This is a genomic window from Novosphingobium sp. HNCC26DJ243, from assembly GCF_057180545.1.
On sequence record NZ_JBXUGN010000002.1, the window covers coordinates 19,312 to 35,176 of the forward strand.

At 63.5% G+C, this 15,865-nt stretch carries 20 protein-coding genes and 1 pseudogene; 13 read left to right on the forward strand and 8 right to left on the reverse strand.

The annotated features are described in order from the left end of the window. The first annotated feature begins 18 nt into the window (after window positions 1–18). From AC2A04_RS07545 to AC2A04_RS07560, 4 genes are all read left to right on the forward strand, one after another. Window positions 19–1,806 carry an ABC transporter transmembrane domain-containing protein gene (locus tag AC2A04_RS07545; RefSeq protein ID WP_484211719.1) on the forward strand — a complete coding sequence of 596 codons (1,788 nt, stop codon included), beginning with the start codon at window positions 19–21 and terminating at the stop codon, window positions 1,804–1,806. A gap of 87 nt (window positions 1,807–1,893) precedes the next feature. Further along, entirely contained in the window at window positions 1,894–2,706 is an 813-nt protein-coding gene (locus tag AC2A04_RS07550) for an undecaprenyl-diphosphate phosphatase (protein ID WP_484211720.1), read from the forward strand. A gap of 95 nt (window positions 2,707–2,801) precedes the next feature. Next, window positions 2,802–3,068: a GlsB/YeaQ/YmgE family stress response membrane protein gene (locus AC2A04_RS07555; protein WP_311508399.1), complete on the forward strand. Its 267-nt coding sequence runs from the start codon at window positions 2,802–2,804 to the stop codon at window positions 3,066–3,068. Between the two features lie 88 nt (window positions 3,069–3,156). Next, entirely contained in the window at window positions 3,157–3,441 is a 285-nt protein-coding gene (locus AC2A04_RS07560; protein WP_484211721.1) for a hypothetical protein, read from the forward strand. Between the two features lie 103 nt (window positions 3,442–3,544). On the opposite strand, the pseudogene phhA reads toward AC2A04_RS07560, so the two are convergent. After that, window positions 3,545–4,483: pseudogene (gene phhA, locus AC2A04_RS07565) on the reverse strand (phenylalanine 4-monooxygenase). Window positions 4,484–4,671: 188 nt separating this feature from the next. Here phhA and rpmG point away from each other — a divergent pair. The 7 genes from rpmG to ribA all read left to right on the forward strand — a co-directional run bounded on the left by rpmG (window position 4,672) and on the right by ribA (window position 9,174). Next, on the forward strand, window positions 4,672–4,839 hold the full coding sequence (gene rpmG / locus AC2A04_RS07570; RefSeq protein WP_011446825.1) for a 50S ribosomal protein L33: 168 nt from the start codon (window positions 4,672–4,674) through the stop codon (window positions 4,837–4,839). Window positions 4,840–4,933: 94 nt separating this feature from the next. Further along, the gene (locus tag AC2A04_RS07575; RefSeq protein ID WP_484211722.1) at window positions 4,934–5,596 is read left to right on the forward strand and encodes a LolA family protein; all 663 of its coding nucleotides are present in this window, start codon (window positions 4,934–4,936) and stop codon (window positions 5,594–5,596) included. 332 nt (window positions 5,597–5,928) lie between these two features. Continuing rightward, window positions 5,929–6,324: a type II toxin-antitoxin system RelE/ParE family toxin gene (locus tag AC2A04_RS07580; protein WP_484211723.1), complete on the forward strand. Its 396-nt coding sequence runs from the start codon at window positions 5,929–5,931 to the stop codon at window positions 6,322–6,324. A 4-nt stretch (window positions 6,325–6,328) separates the two neighbouring features. Continuing rightward, the gene (locus AC2A04_RS07585; RefSeq protein WP_484211724.1) at window positions 6,329–6,619 is read left to right on the forward strand and encodes a HigA family addiction module antitoxin; all 291 of its coding nucleotides are present in this window, start codon (window positions 6,329–6,331) and stop codon (window positions 6,617–6,619) included. A 194-nt stretch (window positions 6,620–6,813) separates the two neighbouring features. Next, entirely contained in the window at window positions 6,814–7,200 is a 387-nt protein-coding gene (locus AC2A04_RS07590) for a hypothetical protein (protein ID WP_484211725.1), read from the forward strand. A 106-nt stretch (window positions 7,201–7,306) separates the two neighbouring features. Further along, a complete protein-coding gene (locus AC2A04_RS07595; RefSeq protein WP_484211726.1) occupies window positions 7,307–8,098 on the forward strand; it encodes an exodeoxyribonuclease III in 792 nt (263 codons plus the stop codon). Continuing rightward, entirely contained in the window at window positions 8,095–9,174 is a 1,080-nt protein-coding gene (gene ribA, locus AC2A04_RS07600; protein WP_484211727.1) for a GTP cyclohydrolase II, read from the forward strand. The genes AC2A04_RS07595 and ribA overlap by 4 nt, the downstream gene beginning before the upstream one ends. Here the strand turns inward: ribA and AC2A04_RS07605 are convergent. The 6 genes from AC2A04_RS07605 to AC2A04_RS07630 all read right to left on the reverse strand — a co-directional run bounded on the left by AC2A04_RS07605 (window position 9,171) and on the right by AC2A04_RS07630 (window position 12,415). After that, a complete protein-coding gene (locus AC2A04_RS07605; protein ID WP_484211728.1) occupies window positions 9,171–9,470 on the reverse strand; it encodes a hypothetical protein in 300 nt (99 codons plus the stop codon). The two genes, ribA and AC2A04_RS07605, sit on opposite strands and share 4 nt — an antisense overlap. A gap of 59 nt (window positions 9,471–9,529) precedes the next feature. Beyond that, window positions 9,530–9,871: a hypothetical protein gene (locus tag AC2A04_RS07610; RefSeq protein WP_484211729.1), complete on the reverse strand. Its 342-nt coding sequence runs from the start codon at window positions 9,869–9,871 to the stop codon at window positions 9,530–9,532. 38 nt (window positions 9,872–9,909) lie between these two features. After that, window positions 9,910–10,911, reverse strand: coding sequence for a right-handed parallel beta-helix repeat-containing protein (locus AC2A04_RS07615; protein ID WP_484211730.1), 1,002 nt, complete (start codon window positions 10,909–10,911; stop codon window positions 9,910–9,912). Window positions 10,912–10,994: 83 nt separating this feature from the next. Further along, window positions 10,995–11,297, reverse strand: coding sequence for a hypothetical protein (locus AC2A04_RS07620; protein ID WP_484211731.1), 303 nt, complete (start codon window positions 11,295–11,297; stop codon window positions 10,995–10,997). Further along, window positions 11,290–11,502, reverse strand: a complete 213-nt coding sequence (locus AC2A04_RS07625) for a type II toxin-antitoxin system antitoxin (protein WP_484211732.1) — start codon at window positions 11,500–11,502, stop codon at window positions 11,290–11,292. The genes AC2A04_RS07620 and AC2A04_RS07625 overlap by 8 nt, the downstream gene beginning before the upstream one ends. Before the next feature lie 10 nt (window positions 11,503–11,512). Further along, window positions 11,513–12,415, reverse strand: coding sequence for an SPFH domain-containing protein (locus tag AC2A04_RS07630; RefSeq protein ID WP_484211733.1), 903 nt, complete (start codon window positions 12,413–12,415; stop codon window positions 11,513–11,515). A 295-nt stretch (window positions 12,416–12,710) separates the two neighbouring features. Here AC2A04_RS07630 and AC2A04_RS07635 point away from each other — a divergent pair, with 295 nt between their 5' ends. Both AC2A04_RS07635 and AC2A04_RS07640 read left to right on the forward strand, forming a co-directional pair. Then, the gene (locus AC2A04_RS07635; protein ID WP_484211734.1) at window positions 12,711–12,887 is read left to right on the forward strand and encodes a DUF465 domain-containing protein; all 177 of its coding nucleotides are present in this window, start codon (window positions 12,711–12,713) and stop codon (window positions 12,885–12,887) included. Between the two features lie 65 nt (window positions 12,888–12,952). Continuing rightward, a complete protein-coding gene (locus AC2A04_RS07640) occupies window positions 12,953–13,945 on the forward strand; it encodes a TerC family protein (RefSeq protein ID WP_484211735.1) in 993 nt (330 codons plus the stop codon). Here the strand turns inward: AC2A04_RS07640 and recQ are convergent. Beyond that, on the reverse strand, window positions 13,929–15,827 hold the full coding sequence (gene recQ / locus AC2A04_RS07645) for a DNA helicase RecQ (protein ID WP_484211736.1): 1,899 nt from the start codon (window positions 15,825–15,827) through the stop codon (window positions 13,929–13,931). The genes AC2A04_RS07640 and recQ overlap by 17 nt on opposite strands. Between the last annotated feature and the right edge of the window lie 38 nt (window positions 15,828–15,865).

Sequence of the window (15,865 nt, forward strand, 5' to 3'; positions counted from 1 at the left end):
TAGGCTAGGCGGGCAGGCATGGACGAGGAAACCAAGCCCGCCGAGCCGCCCCGCGCCCGCAATCTCGGGCCGCTGGCAATGATCTGGCGCGAGGCCGCAAAGTATCCGGGCAGACTGGCCGCTGCATCGCTGGCCCTGCTGGTCACGTCGGGGGCAACGCTGGCCATTCCGGCCGGCTTCCGGCTGATCATCGACAAGGGTTTTGCCGCAGGGGCAGACGTGGATGCGCTAGGCCGCTGGTTCCAGCTTCTCCTGCTTGTCGTTCTGGTGCTTGCCATCGGCACGGCCTGCCGGTTCTACTTCGTTTCGTGGCTGGGCGAACGCGTTGTCGCAGATGTGCGCCTGCGCGTGCAGGCAAATCTCCTGCGGCTGCCTCCGTCATTCTTCGAAAGCAACAGCCCGAAGGAAATCTCCTCGCGCATGACATCGGATACCGCGATCATCGAGCAGGTGGTCGGCACGACGGTTTCGGTGGCGCTGCGCAACACCATCACCACGATCGGCGGGCTCGGCTACCTGTTCTTCCTCGCGCCCAAGCTGACCGCGATCCTGCTCGTCGGCATCCCGCTGGTTGTCGGACCCATCGTATTCTTCGGGCGGCGCGTGCGCAATGTCTCGCGTTCAAGCCAGGATCGGGTTGCCGGGATCGGCGTGATCGTGTCCGAAGTGCTCGGCGCGATGAAGATCGTGCAGGCCTTCGGGCAGGAACAGCGCGAACTCGCCCGGTTCGGAGAGAAGGTCGAAGCGACCTTCCAGACCGCACTGCGCCGCATCAGCCTGCGCGCGGTGATGACAGCCATCGTCATCCTGCTGGTCTTCGGCGGGATCACCATGCTGGTGTGGGAAGGGGCGGTCGGCGTGGCTGAAGGGTCGATCAGCGGCGGCACGATCTTTGCCATCGTCATCACCGCCGGGCTCGTCGCTGGTGCTGCGGGCGCGCTGTCCGAAGTCTATGGCGACCTCCTGCGTGGCGCGGGCGCTGCCGGACGCCTCAACGAACTGCTGCGCGAGGAGCCGGACATTGCGCCGCCCGCGCGCCCAACCAGCCTGCCGCTGCCACCGCGCGGTCAGATCGCGTTCCAGAACGTCGGCTTCCGCTATCCTTCGCGACCAGAGGTGCTTGCGCTCGACGATTTCACGCTCACCGTGGAACCCGGCGAGACCGTGGCGATTGTCGGGCCTTCGGGTGCCGGAAAATCCACGTTGTTCCTGCTGGCGCAGCGTTTCTATGATCCCCACGCCGGCATGGTCAGGATCGACGGCGTACCGCTGACCAGCGCCGACCCTGCCGAGATTCGCGCCCGCAGCGCCCTGGTGCCGCAGGATGCCACGCTGTTTGCCGCCTCGGCGCGCGACAACCTGCGCTACGGCAACTGGGACGCAAGCGACGAGGAAATCTGGGAAGCGGCGCGTACCGCCAATGCCGAAACCTTCCTTCGCGATCTGCCGCAAGGGCTCGACACCTTCCTTGGCGAAGACGGCGCGCGCCTTTCGGGCGGTCAGCGCCAGCGCATCGCGATTGCGCGCGCGGTCCTGCGCAAGGCGCCGATCCTGCTGCTCGACGAAGCGACAAGCGCGCTCGACGCCGAAAGTGAGCGGCTCGTGCAGGAAGCGCTCGACCGGTTGATGAAGGAGCGCACGACGCTGGTCATCGCGCACCGCCTCGCCACGATCCGCGCGGCTGACCGAATCGTGGTGATGGACGGCGGGCGCATCGTCGAACAGGGCACGCACACGAGCCTTTCGGCGGCGGATGGCCTTTATGCACGCCTTGCAAGGTTGCAGTTCGAAGGCGTTGCGGCCTGACCGGTTGCACCGCTAAATCGGGCGTTACCGCTTGACTTGATGGTGCGCTGCGGCGAACCCGCCCGTGCTTCACGATAAAGGCTGTTCATGGACACGATCGTCACCGCCATCCTGCTCGGCATCGTCGAGGGCCTCACCGAGTTCCTGCCCGTCTCCTCCACCGGTCACCTGATCCTGGCGACCGAGATGTTCGGCTACGACGCGCACCAGTGGGCGATGTTCAACGTGGTGATCCAACTGGGCGCGATCCTTGCGGTCGTAGTCCAGTACTGGCGCACGTTCTGGGCAGTGGGCATGGGCCTGCTCAAGCTGCAGCCGATGTCATTGCGCTTCCTGCGCAACCTGCTGGCGGCGTTCATTCCCTCAGCCATCCTCGGCCTGCTGCTGAAGGATTACATCGATGTCCTGCTCGGCAGCCCGATGGTGGTATGTTGGGCACTGATCGTCGGCGGGGTGGCGATCCTGCTGATCGAGAAGCATGCAAAGACTGGCGAGCTGACGGGCATCGGCCAGTTGCCCTTGCGTCAGGCGCTCGGTGTAGGCTTTGCGCAGTGCCTTGCGATGGTGCCAGGTGTCAGCCGTTCAGGTGCAACGATCATGGGTGCGCTGGCCATGGGGATCGAACGCCGGACGGCAGCCGAGTTCAGCTTCTTCCTCGCCATCCCGACGATGCTCGGCGCAACAACCCTCGAACTGCTCGACAATCGCGAGGCGGTGATGAGCGGGACACTTGGCGTGGGCTGGAGCGAAATCGCAGTGGGCTTTGCCGTGTCGTTCGTGGTGGCGCTGGCGGTGATCCGGCTGTTCGTCGCTTATGTCAGCCGTGCCGGATTCAAGCCGTTTGCGTGGTATCGCATCGTGGCTGGTGCTGCCGCCATCGCGTGGCTTTCCCTCCGCTAGATTAAAATTAACTGAAAAACGCCCCACCGCATTCGCGGAACCAAGTGCCGCGTCCGGGATTGACCCGGCAGACAGCACTTCAAGGGGTACAAAAAATGGGCCTTATCATTCTTCTCGTCGTCGGTGGCATTCTCGGCTGGCTCGCCAGCATCGTCATGCGCACCGATGGCCAGCAGGGCATCTTCCTGAACATCGTCGTCGGCATCGTCGGCGCGCTTCTGGGCGGCTTCCTGCTCGCTCCGCTGATCGGCGGCGGCAGCATCACCAACGGCATCTCGGCCGGCACGCTCATCGTGTCGTTCCTCGGCGCCCTGATCCTGCTCGCGATCGTCAACCTCGTTCGCCGCGGGTCGGTTCGCTAAGCCGAACTGCCTCTACGTGACCCAACCCGAGGGCGGCCCGCAAGGACCGCCCTCACCACGACCAGACAGCACCAAAAAGGGGACTGCCATGAAGGGTATTATCAAGAGCGCCATGATGGCTTCGGTTGTTGCGATGGGCCTTGGCCTTTCCGCGTGCGACAGCGCATCGGAAAATGCGGCCGAAGACCAGGCTGACGCGGTTCGCGCCACCAGCGAAGCCACTGCCGACGCCATGGAAGACACCGCCGACAAGATGGGCGGCGCATCGGAAGACGCCATGGAAAACAAGGCCGAAGCCGTTCGTGACGCTGGCGAAGCCAAGGCCGATGCCATGGAAGACCAGGCTGACAAGATGGACAAGACGCCGGGCTGATCGCCTTTCGTCGCCAGTTCCGGCCAGGACCGAGCGTTACTTCGCTTCGATCCACAGACCGACGAACCCGGCATGCCCTGTGGCATCGCCGGGTTTTTCGTATTCAGACTGCGGCTGCCCCCGATCCGCGTCCGCCGCGCAAATGGTATTCAAGCGTGCCGCGATGGAGGACGTCGTCAACATCGATCACGGCGGTGTTGGCTTAAGTGAAGCCGGGTCCGAGTGCGGCGTAGAGACGGTCGAAATCGCGCTCCACGGTCTGGTGATAGAGGTCGGCAAGGCTCTCGATCACGAAGTAGGTCGGCTGGAGATCGTCGATCACGTAGTCTGTGCGCATGACACGGTCGACATTGAGCATGATGCGATTGGGCGATCTGCCTTCCAGCGCGAAGACAGCTTCGCGCGGGCCCGACAGGATGCCGGCGCCGTAGACCCGCAGGGCACCGTCTTCGATCATCAGGCCGAACTCGACCGTGTACCAGTAGAGCGCGCCCAACGACTTCAGGCGGTTGTGACGCATCGCCTTCCACCCCGCGCGGCCATATTCCTGCATGTAATCGGCATATGTCGGATCGGTGAGCATGGGCACGTGACCGAAGACATCGTGGAAGACGTCGGGCTCCTGAATGTAATCGAACGTCTCGCGCGTGCGGATGAAATTGCCAGCAGGGAAGCGGCGGTTGGCAAGATGCCAGAAGAAGACGTGATCGGGGATCAGCATCGGCACGGGCACGACGCTCCACCCGGTCATGGCCTGCAGGCGCTGCGACAGGCGCGTGAAGTCGGGCACGCCTCCCTGCCCGAGGTCAAGGCGTTCCAGCCCGGCCATGAAGGCGCTGCAGGCACGTCCGGGCAGCACATCCATCTGGCGGGCGTAAAGCTCGTCCCAGATCGCATGTTCGGCGGCAGTGTAGGCGTGCTGCGCTGGTTCCAGCCAATCCTCTCCGACACGCGCCGGTCGGCGCAGGGGTGCGGTATAGACGCCCGCCGGCAGATCGGGCAGACGCGCATAGTCGAATGGCAAGGCGATGGCGCTGGACATGGTTTCCTTTGCAACCATTAGCACGGCAGGAGAGCGCGGGCAAATCGGGCAAGGCCGCACTGTGCTCTTGACTTCGCGGTGATTCTACCCCAACCGCCCGCCCCACATACCCAAACTTATGTGAAGGCGGCGTGGAAACGCGCCGCTACATTCGTTTCAGATTCGCGCGAAAAGTTCAGGATAGAGCAATGGCAAAGCCCACCACCGTCAAGATCCGTCTGGTCTCGACCGCAGACACCGGCTTCTTCTACGTCACGAAGAAGAACCCGCGCAACACGACCGAGAAGATGACCTTCCGCAAGTACGATCCCGTCGTGCGCAAGCATGTCGAGTTCAAGGAAGCGAAGATCAAGTAAGGGCAGTTTGCTCTTGACCGCCGGAACCGCCGACCCCTTTCGGGAACTGGGGCGGTTCACGGCGAGTTCAACGCCGACACTGCAAGGAACGGCGATGAACACGATTTTTGACACATTCCGCAAGATGGGCCGTCCTTTGGCGGCCTTTTCGCTTGTCCTCGGCACGGCCACGCCCGCGCTCCTTTCCGCGCCGACCGTGGCGCAGGCGCAAGGTACCGACATCGAACGCGCCGTCTCGGCGCTGCGCGGCATCTCCACGCTGCGCGCCAACTTCGTCCAGACCGACCGATCCGGCCAGAGCACCTCCGGTGTGCTGACGATGAAGCGCCCCGGCAAGATCCGCTTCCAGTACCAGAAGGGCGTGCCTCTGCTGATCGTGGGTGACGGCAAGGCGCTGACCATGATCGACTACGAAGTGCGTCAGGTGCAGCGCTGGCCGATCAGCAACAGCCCGCTGGGCGCACTGCTCGATCCGAACAAGGACGTGGCGCGCTTTGCCAAGCAGTTGCCGACCGGCGATCCGGGCGTGATCAGCCTGCAGGTGCGCGATCCCAAGCATCCCGAATACGGCACGATCACGATGATCTTCGTGCGCAACGGTACAGCGCCGGGCGGGTTGCAGCTCGATTCGTGGGTCGCGCTCGATTCGCAGAACAAGCGCACGACAATCCGCTTGAACGGCCACCAATATGGCGTGGCAGTGGACGACAAGACCTTCAAATGGACCGACCCCCGCCGCAACGCGCCGGGACGTTGAGAGCACAACTCCTCGACAAACCCCCTCGCCCCGGACTTGATCCGGGGCAAGGCGCCTCCTCGCGAGTGCCGAAAAAGCCAATCCTCATCCCGGGTCGAGCCCGGGACGACGAATGTGATGATTCGGGAACGCCTGTTCAGCTTGGCAGCAGCCCGTCGCCACGAGCCCTCACCTCGCCGCCACGCCGTTCAACCCTTGCGACAAACTGCGACAAGCCTGTCAGCACCGTTCATCGGGGGGCAAGCGAACCGGGCCTAGAAAGGTCCTCGACGAGGCGGTCGAGGCGGGTTTCCCCCCTGTTGCCCGATCTCCTATTGGCCGCTCAGTCAAGCGTGACGAACGCAAATGGAACCCTCGGACCAATGCCCCCGGTCCGAGGGTTTTCTTTTTTGTTTGGCTTCGGAGGCATGTCATCTTGTATCGCGAAACGATACGCGATACATAACGGCATGATCGTCGGATTCCGGCACAAAGGGCTTGAGGCCTTTTACAACACCGGCACAACGCGGGGCATTCAAGCATCGCACGTGAAGAAGATCCGCAACATTCTCGGCCTTCTCGACGTTGCTGCACGGCCAGAGGACATGAACCTGCCGTCCTTCAAGCTTCATCTGCTGAAGGGCGATCTGAAAGGCCATTGGTCCGTGTGGGTCAATGGCAACTGGCGGATCACGTTCCGGTTTGTCGGGACCGATGCCGAACTTGTGGATTATCAGGATTACCATTGAGGTCATGGCCATGATGCACAACCCTCCCCATCCCGGCGAAATGCTCCGCGACGAGGTGATCGAAGCGTTGAACCTGTCCGTCACCGAGGCGGCCAGCCGGCTTGCGATGTCGCGCGTCGCCCTCTCGCGAGTGCTCAATGGCAAGGCAGGGATCAGCCCCGACCTCGCCCTGCGGCTTGAACAGGCTGGCGCAAGTACGGCGCGGTCGTGGCTGGCGATGCAGGCGAACTATGACCTGTGGCGAGCGCGGCAGCATGTGCAGCCGGTAGTTCGGCGCTTGCAGGAAGCTGCTTAAATCAAGGCATGCCTGTCGCCAAGCCCGCTAGGGTCAGGACCTATTAATCCCACCGTCGAGGCGTCGGAATGGCGAACATATCGGGCGGATACTCGCACCGGGAAGGCTGGTTGCCTTTCCAAGCGAGTATCCGGTCGAGATGGAAGCCATTCCGGCGTCCCGCAGGGATTTGACCAAAATGGCCCGGCGCTGCGTTGGAAAGGTTTGAAATAGAACCACTATTCCTGCACCTTTCCGCCTTGCACCAGGCCATTTTGCCTCAAACCTCGAAGGTGGGACTAATAGGTCCTGACCCTAAACAGCCCGAAACGCCCGCTGACCTCCTGCCAGAGATCAAGGCGTTCATTAAACAAGCTGCTGGCAAGGTCTTCGGCTGCGATGTGGTGGTCCGGCATTACGGGACGGACAACACATGGCGAATCCACGTGGAAATTGAATCCTGCGCTGGCCTCGACCGCGAAGCCTTCATTGGAATCTTGCTGACACAGGCCGACAATCTGCCTCATGTCCAGATTACTAAGCGGGGGACAAAACCAAGGGGCGATGCAAAGATCGCCTACAGACAGGGTGTAATCCTCTGAAACTACTCCGACAACCAATCATGGTAATCGCGGTAACCTGCGCACCGATGACCTCTGCCCTACATCCCATCTAGCAATCGCCCCCCCGCATACCTAAAGCACTGCCATGATCTCGGTCGCCACATGGAACATCAATTCGGTGCGCTTGCGCGCCGATCAGGTCGAACGCTTTTTGACGCAGGAGGCGCCCGATGTGCTGTGCCTGCAGGAGATCAAGACGCCGGAGAACCTGTTTCCGCACGAGGTGTTCGAGAAGCTCGGGTACACCCATCGCGCGGTTCATGGGCAGAAGGGCTATCACGGCGTCGCCACGGTCAGCCGCATCCCGTTCCGCGATTTCAGCAAGCATGACTGGCAGGACAATGGCGAGGCGCGGCATATAGGCGTGGAACTTACCGGGCCGGGCAATGGCCTGATCATCGAGAACGTCTATATCCCGGCAGGCGGCGACGTGGCCGACCGCGAGGTCAACGCCAAGTTCGGCCAGAAGCTCGACTTTCTGGAGCGCATGACACGCTGGGCCGAGAAGATCGAGCGGCCGACGCTGATCGTGGGCGATTTCAACATCGCGCCGCTGGAGTGCGACGTCTATAATCACAAGGCGCTGCTCAAGGTCGTCAGCCATACCCCGCTGGAGGTGGAGACGCTGCAGCGCTTTGCCGATGCGCATGGTTGGGTGGACCTCGGCCGCAAGCATATTCCCGCGCCAGAGCGCAACTATTCGTGGTGGTCCTACCGCTCCTACTGGCGCGAAAAGGATCAGGGGCGCAGGCTCGACCACATGTGGGCTTCGCCAGAGGCTGCGGCACAGACGCGCGGCCACCGCTTCGTGGAAGAAACGCGGCGGTGGGACCAGCCTTCCGACCACATTCCGCTGATCACCGAGCTGGACCTTTGACAGATACGCGCCCCGCCCAGTCACGCAACGTTGCCAGAGCGCTAGATGCGCTGCGTCATGGCTGGGCGATCCGGGTGACCGGCGAAGACGGCGCGCTCGACCTGCTGCCTGCCGAAACCGCCTTCGTCCAGCCGGGCATCTATGCCGCGCGGCTGTTGATCTCGGCTGCGCGCGCAGCGACGCTGAAGCTCGCCAACCAGCGTGATGCGGCGGTGCCTGAAGCGCCCGTGCTGATCCACGGGGCAGAACCCTTCAGCCTGTCTGCGGCGCGCAACCTTTCCGATCCGGCGCAGGATCTGGGCAGCCCCTTGCGCGGGCCGTTCAAGGCCGATCCGATTGGACCGGTGCAGGCGGCGACGGCGGCGATGGACCTTGCTCGGCTGGCGGGGATCCTGCCGGCTTTCCTCGTTTCGACCGGGGTAGAGGTGGCGGCCGAAGTGTCCGCCGCCGATCTCGCGCTGTTCAAGGACCCGCTGAACCTCACCATCCAGGCCCGCGCGCGCCTGCCCGTCGAGCCTTGCGAACATGCCGAGATCGTCGCGTTCCGCGCGCGTGACGACTTGCGCGAGCATGTCGCGCTTGTGATCGGCACGCAGACGAGCGAGCGCGAACCCTTGGTGCGGCTGCACAGCGAGTGCCTGACCGGCGACGTGCTCGGCAGTCTCAAGTGCGATTGCGGGCCGCAGCTGGACGCCGCGCTCGCGCAGATGGCCGAGGAGGCAAATGCGGGCGGTTGGGGCGTGCTGCTCTACCTGCGGCAGGAAGGACGCGGGATCGGGTTGATCAACAAGCTGCGCGCCTATGAGCTGCAGGACCAGGGTTTCGACACGGTCGACGCCAACGAACGGCTTGGCCTGCCGAGCGAGGCGCGCGACTTTCCCGTCGCCGCGCGCATGCTCGACCTGCTCGGCATCCGATCGCTGCGGCTCCTGACCAACAATCCGCAGAAGGTGGCGACGCTGCAGGGACTGGGCGTGCAAGTGACAGAGCGGGTCGCCCATCAGCTTCCAGCCAATCCCCACAACGAACGCTACCTTGCGACCAAGCGCGACCGCACGGGTCACCTTTTGCGTTAAAGCGCGCGCCAGACGATCAGCAGGACGACGACGCCAAGAGCTGCGGCGATGCCAAGCGCGCGTATCATGTCTTTGGGCGTGAACCTGTCGACATGCTCGGCGCGGAAGGCGCGATAGCCGCGCTCTGCGACCGGATTGCTGGCGACCAGCGCGACATCGAGCGCGGTGGCATCGCGGCGGAACCAGTTGACGATCAGGCCGTGTTCTTCAGGCGTGACATCGGGATAGGCCGAAAGGAGAGCCTCGACATGGGCGCGCCGGGCATCGGCCGCGTGCGCGGTGTTGGATGTGGACATTGGTGTATTCCTGACATGCGTTGCAACGATGCCACGCGATTGGTGGCATGTGGAGCGGGTCAGGAAAGGGGCGGAGCCCTTGGTGCAGGCCGCAGGAGCAGCGGCGCCTTGGCAGGAGGCGCAGTCTGGAGCGGCCAGACGTGCGCTGTACGCTCTATGCGCAAGGGTACGAGCATCGGCAGGGCGAAACGCGGAGGCGGTGCCACGGGCATGAGGGCTCGTGGACTTGCCACCCGGCGTTCCGGCGCGACGGCCAGATCGGCGGTCGCGGCGCTGAACGCCGATCCGCTGCGTGCCTGCAACGGGGCATCGAAAGGCATCGTCGCATGGAACAGCACTGTGAGCGCCAGCAGGGCTGACCACAGCTTTCCGTGCAAATTCAAGGACAATCGGCCCAGCATGACCCCGAAGGTAAGGTCAGCCGACCTCCAAGGCAAGGTCAGCGCTTCTCGAACCGCGCGAGGCCTTTGCCCAGAGTGTTGCTGCCGATCGCAAGCGCATCACCCGACCAGTCGGCAATGAAGGCAGACGAGCGGCTTACTCCCGGTGCAAAGCGCGCGTCATTGCCGGTAATCTGCAGTCCTGCGGAGGAGTGCGCCTTGCCTTCGGCCGCGACCGTGATGAAGGCGCTGTAGTTTTCCTTGTCCTTGCCTTGCACGAAGACATTGTCGGCAATGCGGCCGGTCGCGCCGGCGGAAAGGTCGATCATGTAGTTGGTCGTGCTGCCCGCAGAGTCATCGAAGCTGGTTTCGGTGACTTCGATGCGCGAGGCGCGGCTCTTGACGTAATGCCCGCCTGTCCCCGCCTCGAAGCGGCTGCGACGGATCGTGACGCTGGCGTAATCGCCGAAGTAGACCGAGTGGGCACAGGACACGCCGCCATCGCAGCGACCGAGGCGCGAAAACGTGGATTTCTCGATCAGGACGGCGGCCGAGGGATCGTCGGAAGACAGGATGCCCTGCTGGCTGTCGCGGAACCACGATTGGCGCACGGTGAGATTGCCATGTTCGAGGCGGATGCCCGAACCATTGAGGTCCGACACGCGCATGTTCTGGAAGATCAGTCCCTCGACGCGGGTCGAGCGACCACGAACGACGAGCGCTGCCTTGCCTTCGCACGTGGCGCCGTCGAAAATGGTTTGCCCCGGAACTTGCGCAATGAACGCGATATCCCCGCGAGGCTGCACAGCACAATCGCGATAGACGCCGGGTTCGATGCGGATCGTGCCGGCGCCATCGTCAATCGCGTTGACCGCTTCTTGCAGCGCCGTAAACCGCTGGCCTGTTTCGACGACCGTGTAGGGCGCTCGTGCCCCTTGCGCCATCAATGCGCTTGCGGGAATCGCCGCCAGAACCGCGATGCCGAGGACCGTTGCCCAGAACCGCTGGCTGCGGTGCCGGCGGTTAATCGCCACAAAGGGGTTGGCATCGGTCAGGTTCATCATCGCGCGTCCGGTCCGGAGGGTTCACATACCCGGATAGCGACCAATCATTGACAGGCAGTTGCGTTCCGCCCCGAACCGGATCAGTCCTCAGCTCCCCAACGCCATCGCCAGCCGCCGCGGGTCCGGCGTGCCGCGATGGAGACGAACGTGACGGTGGCCGACAGAAACAGCGCGAAAGCCGATGCGCGCAACCGCCCGTCCCCGCTGTCATTCAGCAGTTCGATCAGGGGCAGCAGCGCCACGTAGCTTCCTGTCAGCGCCCAGCCCTGCCAGCGGATCGGCAAACCTGCACCAAACCCGTAGCGCCTCGGCGCGAACCACGCACGATCGTCGGCAGGCTTGTTCTCCGCCGGCGGGCGGGTGGTGTAGCGGGCATCAACCATTCTCTGTCTCCGACTTTGGCGGGCGGCCGCGCTTGATCGGCTCGGCGGCGGCGAGCTTCACGCCACGCCTGCCGAGCGCTTCGCGCAAGAGCACTTCGATCTGGGCGTTGGCCGAGCGCAGGTCGGCCGCTGCCGTGCGCTCGATCGCGGCGAAAAGCGCCGGATCGATCCGCAGCGGAAAAGCTTTCTTGGGAGCAGACGGCATCGGCTGGCCGTTACTGGTAGAGCGTGCCGGCATTGACCACAGGCTGCGCATCGCGCTCGCCGCAGAGCACGACCATCAGGTTCGAGACCATGGCGGCGCGACGCTCGTCATCAAGTTCGACCACGCCCTTCTCCGAAAGCTGGTTGAGCGCCATCTCGACCATCGAAACCGCGCCCTCGACCAGCTTCTTGCGCGCCGAGATCACCGCTTCGGCCTGCTGACGACGCAGCATGGCGCCCGCGATTTCCGGTGCATAGGCAAGATGCGTGAGGCCACATTCGTCAACGGTGATACCTGCCAGCACGAGCCGCGCGTTGAGTTCGGTGCGCAGTTCAGCGTTGATCTGGTCATGGTGGCTGCGCAGCGTCACTTCGTGATGCTCGATATCGTCGTAGGGATAGCGCGAGCCGATCGACCGGACGGCGCTTTCGATCTGGACAAAGACAAAGGCCTTGTAATCGTCGACATCGAACAAGGCCTGCGCGGTGTCGGACACGCGCCAAACCACGTTGCAGGCGATCTCGATCGGGTTGCCGCGCAGATCGTTGACCTTGAGCTTTTCGGACACGACGTTGTTGGCGCGGACGGAAATCCGGGTCTTGCTCATCCACGGCCAGACCCAGCGAAGCCCATGGCTGCGATCGGTTCCGCGATAGGAGCCGAACAGAGTGATGGCAGCCGCCTGGTTGGGCTGGATCATGTAGAACCCCTTGGCGATCAGCACGATGCCGACCGGGCCGAGAAAGATGCTGGCGAGAAAGCCGGGAACGTCATTGTCGGTCGGGTTGCTGGCCGCAAAGCCCAGAACACGCGCAGCCGTGAGCACGACCAGCGAGATCAAGATGACGAGCATAAGGTAGCCGCTGGCGGTCCATGCGGTGGTTTCCTTGCTTGCGGTATGCGAATCGGACATCGGTTCATCCCCCTTAAATCTGATATCAAATTAATATCAAATCCGGTTGCATCCGCAAGGGCTTTCGAATCTCTCTTGCAATGTAGAGCGAAACACTCCAGATTATGCAGGCGGACCGGGCCCCTCTGGCGCGGCGAATTGGCCACCTTGGCAATCGCTGCGTGATGTCGGACCGCATCGGGTGAAGCCGATGTCTTGTGGTCCGGGTCCTTTATTCCCCCTCCTTCCGGACCCATGTGGCCCAAGACGTCGGCGCACCCGATCGAACGCAACTCGCTTCGATAGGGAGCTTAGTATGTCCGATCGTTATTTCACTCTGCTCGAACGCCACCAGAGGCTGGACGAGGCCCTGCGTCTTGCCCGCCGCAAGCGCTGGGTCGATCCGTTCGAGATTGCCCGCCTGAAGAAGCTCAAGCTCGCGATCAAGGACCGCCTTGCCCGCCTGCTGCCGCGCAAGTCGGCAACGCTTTGACATAGAGGAACGTCGTTCGCGCCGGGGCATTTGCTTCGGCGCGGGCGGCTGGCGGAGCACAAGACATGGAATTTCTGTTTGCCGACTGGCTCGGCACCCCGGCGTGGTTCTGGCTGGCCTTCCTGGGCCTCGTGGTCGTCCTCACCGCTTTCGATCTTGGCGTCCTCCACAAGGAGGACAAGGCGATGGGTATCGGTGAATCGTTGAAGCTGACCGCGTTCTACATCACCATCGCGCTGGCTTTCGGTGCCTGGGTATGGGCTGCCAAGGGCGCCGACCTTGGCATGAAGTACTATACGGGGTTCTTCATCGAAAAGGCGCTGTCGATCGACAACGTCTTCGTGATCAGCCTGATCTTCACTTTCTTCGCGATTCCCGCAAAATACCAGTACCGCGCGTTGCTCTGGGGCATCATCGCGGTGATCTTCCTGCGCGGCGGCATGATCGCGGGCGGCGCGGCACTGGTCGAGCGCGCTTATTGGGTGCTCTACATTTTCGCAGCCTTCCTGGTGTTCACCGGGATCAAGATGTTCTTCACGTCGGACCACGACCCCGACATCGGCAACAACCCGGTCGTGCGCTGGATCAGCCGCCACATGCGCGTGACCAAGGACCTGCACGACCAGCACTTTTTCGTGAAGGTGACCGACGAGAAGACCGGTAAGCTGGTCAATGCCGCGACGCCGCTGTTCCTGGCGCTGGTGGTGATCAACCTTGCCGACCTCGTCTTCGCGGTCGATTCGGTGCCGGCGATTTTCGCGATCACGACAGACACCTTCGTGGTCTACACCTCGAACATCATGGCGATCCTGGGTCTGCGCGCGCTCTATTTCGCACTCGCCGCCATGATCGACCGCTTCGCCTACCTCAAGTATGCGCTGGCTGCGGTGCTGGTATTCATCGGTTCGAAGATCTTCGTCTCCGACTTCCTGCTGGGCGGGGACAAGTTCCCGCCGGTGCTCAGCCTTGGCGTGACCCTGGCACTGATCGCGGGCGGCGTGGTCTTCTCGCTGTGGAAGACGAGGGATCAGGCTCCGGCGCTTACCACTGGCGAATAACCTCGAGGAAACGGTCGCCATAGGCTTCCAGCTTGCGGGTGCCGACCCCGCCGATCTGTCCGAGTTCGGACAGGTTGGCGGGGCGAACCGCCGCCATCTCGCGCAGGACAGAATCGTGGAAGATCACGTAAGGAGGCAGGCCCGCCTCGCGCGCCATGTCCCGGCGAAGGTTGCGCAAGGCATCGAACAGCGGATCGCCCACGGGATTGAGCACCGCGCCTGCCGAGCCCTTGCGCCGGCTGGTCCGTTCCTTCTTCGGTACGATGACGAGCGACACTTGCGCTTCGCCCTTCAGAATTGCGCGCGAATCTCCGCCGAGCGCAAGTCCGCCGTGCTCGGTCGCGATCAACGCCCCCCTTGCCTGAAGCGCACGGGCAAGCGGACGCAGCAGCGGCGCTTCGTCTGCCGTGACGATGCCGAACACCGATAGCTGGTCGTGCCCGCGCTGGATCACGCGCTCGTCGGCAATGCCGGTCAGGACTTTCTCGATATAACCGAAGCCGAACGACTGGCCCGTGCGGTAGACCGCCGAAAGCAGCTTGCGCGCAACTTCGGTGGCATCGGTGATCCCGGGCGCTTCGAGGCAGTTGTCGCAATTGCCGCAAGTTGCCGGCGGGTCCTCGCCGAAATGGCGCAACAGCAGCGCACGGCGGCAGTGCGGCGTTTCGACCAGCATGGCCAGCGCATCGATCCGCGTGCGCTCGCCAGCGCGGCGATGCTCCTCGACCTCGGACAGGCGCTGGCGGGCACGGACGAAATCCTCCGCGCCCCAGAGCATGACGGCGACCGAGGGATCGCCATCGCGTCCGGCACGGCCGGTTTCCTGGTAATAGGCTTCGATCGACTTGGGACAGGCGGCGTGGGCGACAAAGCGCACGTCGGGCTTGTCGATCCCCATACCGAACGCGACCGTGGCGACCATGACCATGTCTTCAGAGGCGACGAAGGCGGCCTGGTTGGCGGCGCGCACATGCGGATCCAGCCCTGCGTGATATGGCAGAACCTGGCGCCCAGCCGTGCTCAACTGCCCGGCGAGCTTCTCGACCTGCGCGCGTGTCGGCGCATAGACGATGCCGGGACCGGGATGTTCTTCCATGAGCTGTTTGATCTGGCGCTGCGGATTGTCGCGCGGACGGATGGCATAACGGATGTTGGGCCGATCAAAGCCCGAGACGATCAGGCCTGCTGCGGGGATGCCGAGCTGTTCCAGGATGTCGGCCCGGGTATGGCGATCGGCCGTCGCGGTCAGCGCAAGGCGCGGCACATCGGGGAAGGCGTCCATCATCGGACGCAGCAGGCGATAGTCCGGGCGGAAGTCGTGGCCCCATTCGGAAACGCAATGCGCCTCGTCGATGGCGAACAGCGATATGCGCCCGCGCGTCAGCAGTTCGCGGAAATGGGGCTGGCTGGCGCGCTCGGGCGCGACATAGAGAAGGTCCAGCTCACCAGCCCGTAAGCGCTCGATCGTCTCGTCGCGATTGGTGTCGACGCTGGTTAGCGTCGCCGCGCGGATGCCATTGGCGGTGGCGGCGCGCAACTGGTCGTGCATCAGCGCGATCAGCGGCGAGACGACCACGCATGTGCCGTCGATCATCACCGCGGGCAGCTGATAAGTCAGCGACTTGCCCGCGCCCGTGGGCATGACCGCAAGCGTCGACTGCCCCGCAAGCACGCGACCCACTACCTGATCCTGCACGCCGCGAAAGGCCGGGAACCCGAAGACGGCGTGGAGCGCATCCTCGGCGCTGGCATAAACCGGGCGAGGCGCTGACGCAGGCCGAGGCGTGGGGCCGACATCGTCAGGAAAGCCCGAATGGATGCCGTCGTCGAAGGCATCGTCAGGCAGGTAATCGAGCTCGTAGGGTTTTTCGCCGGAAGTCACCGGGAGCCTATGCCAGATCGCGGCCCCCAAGCAAAATC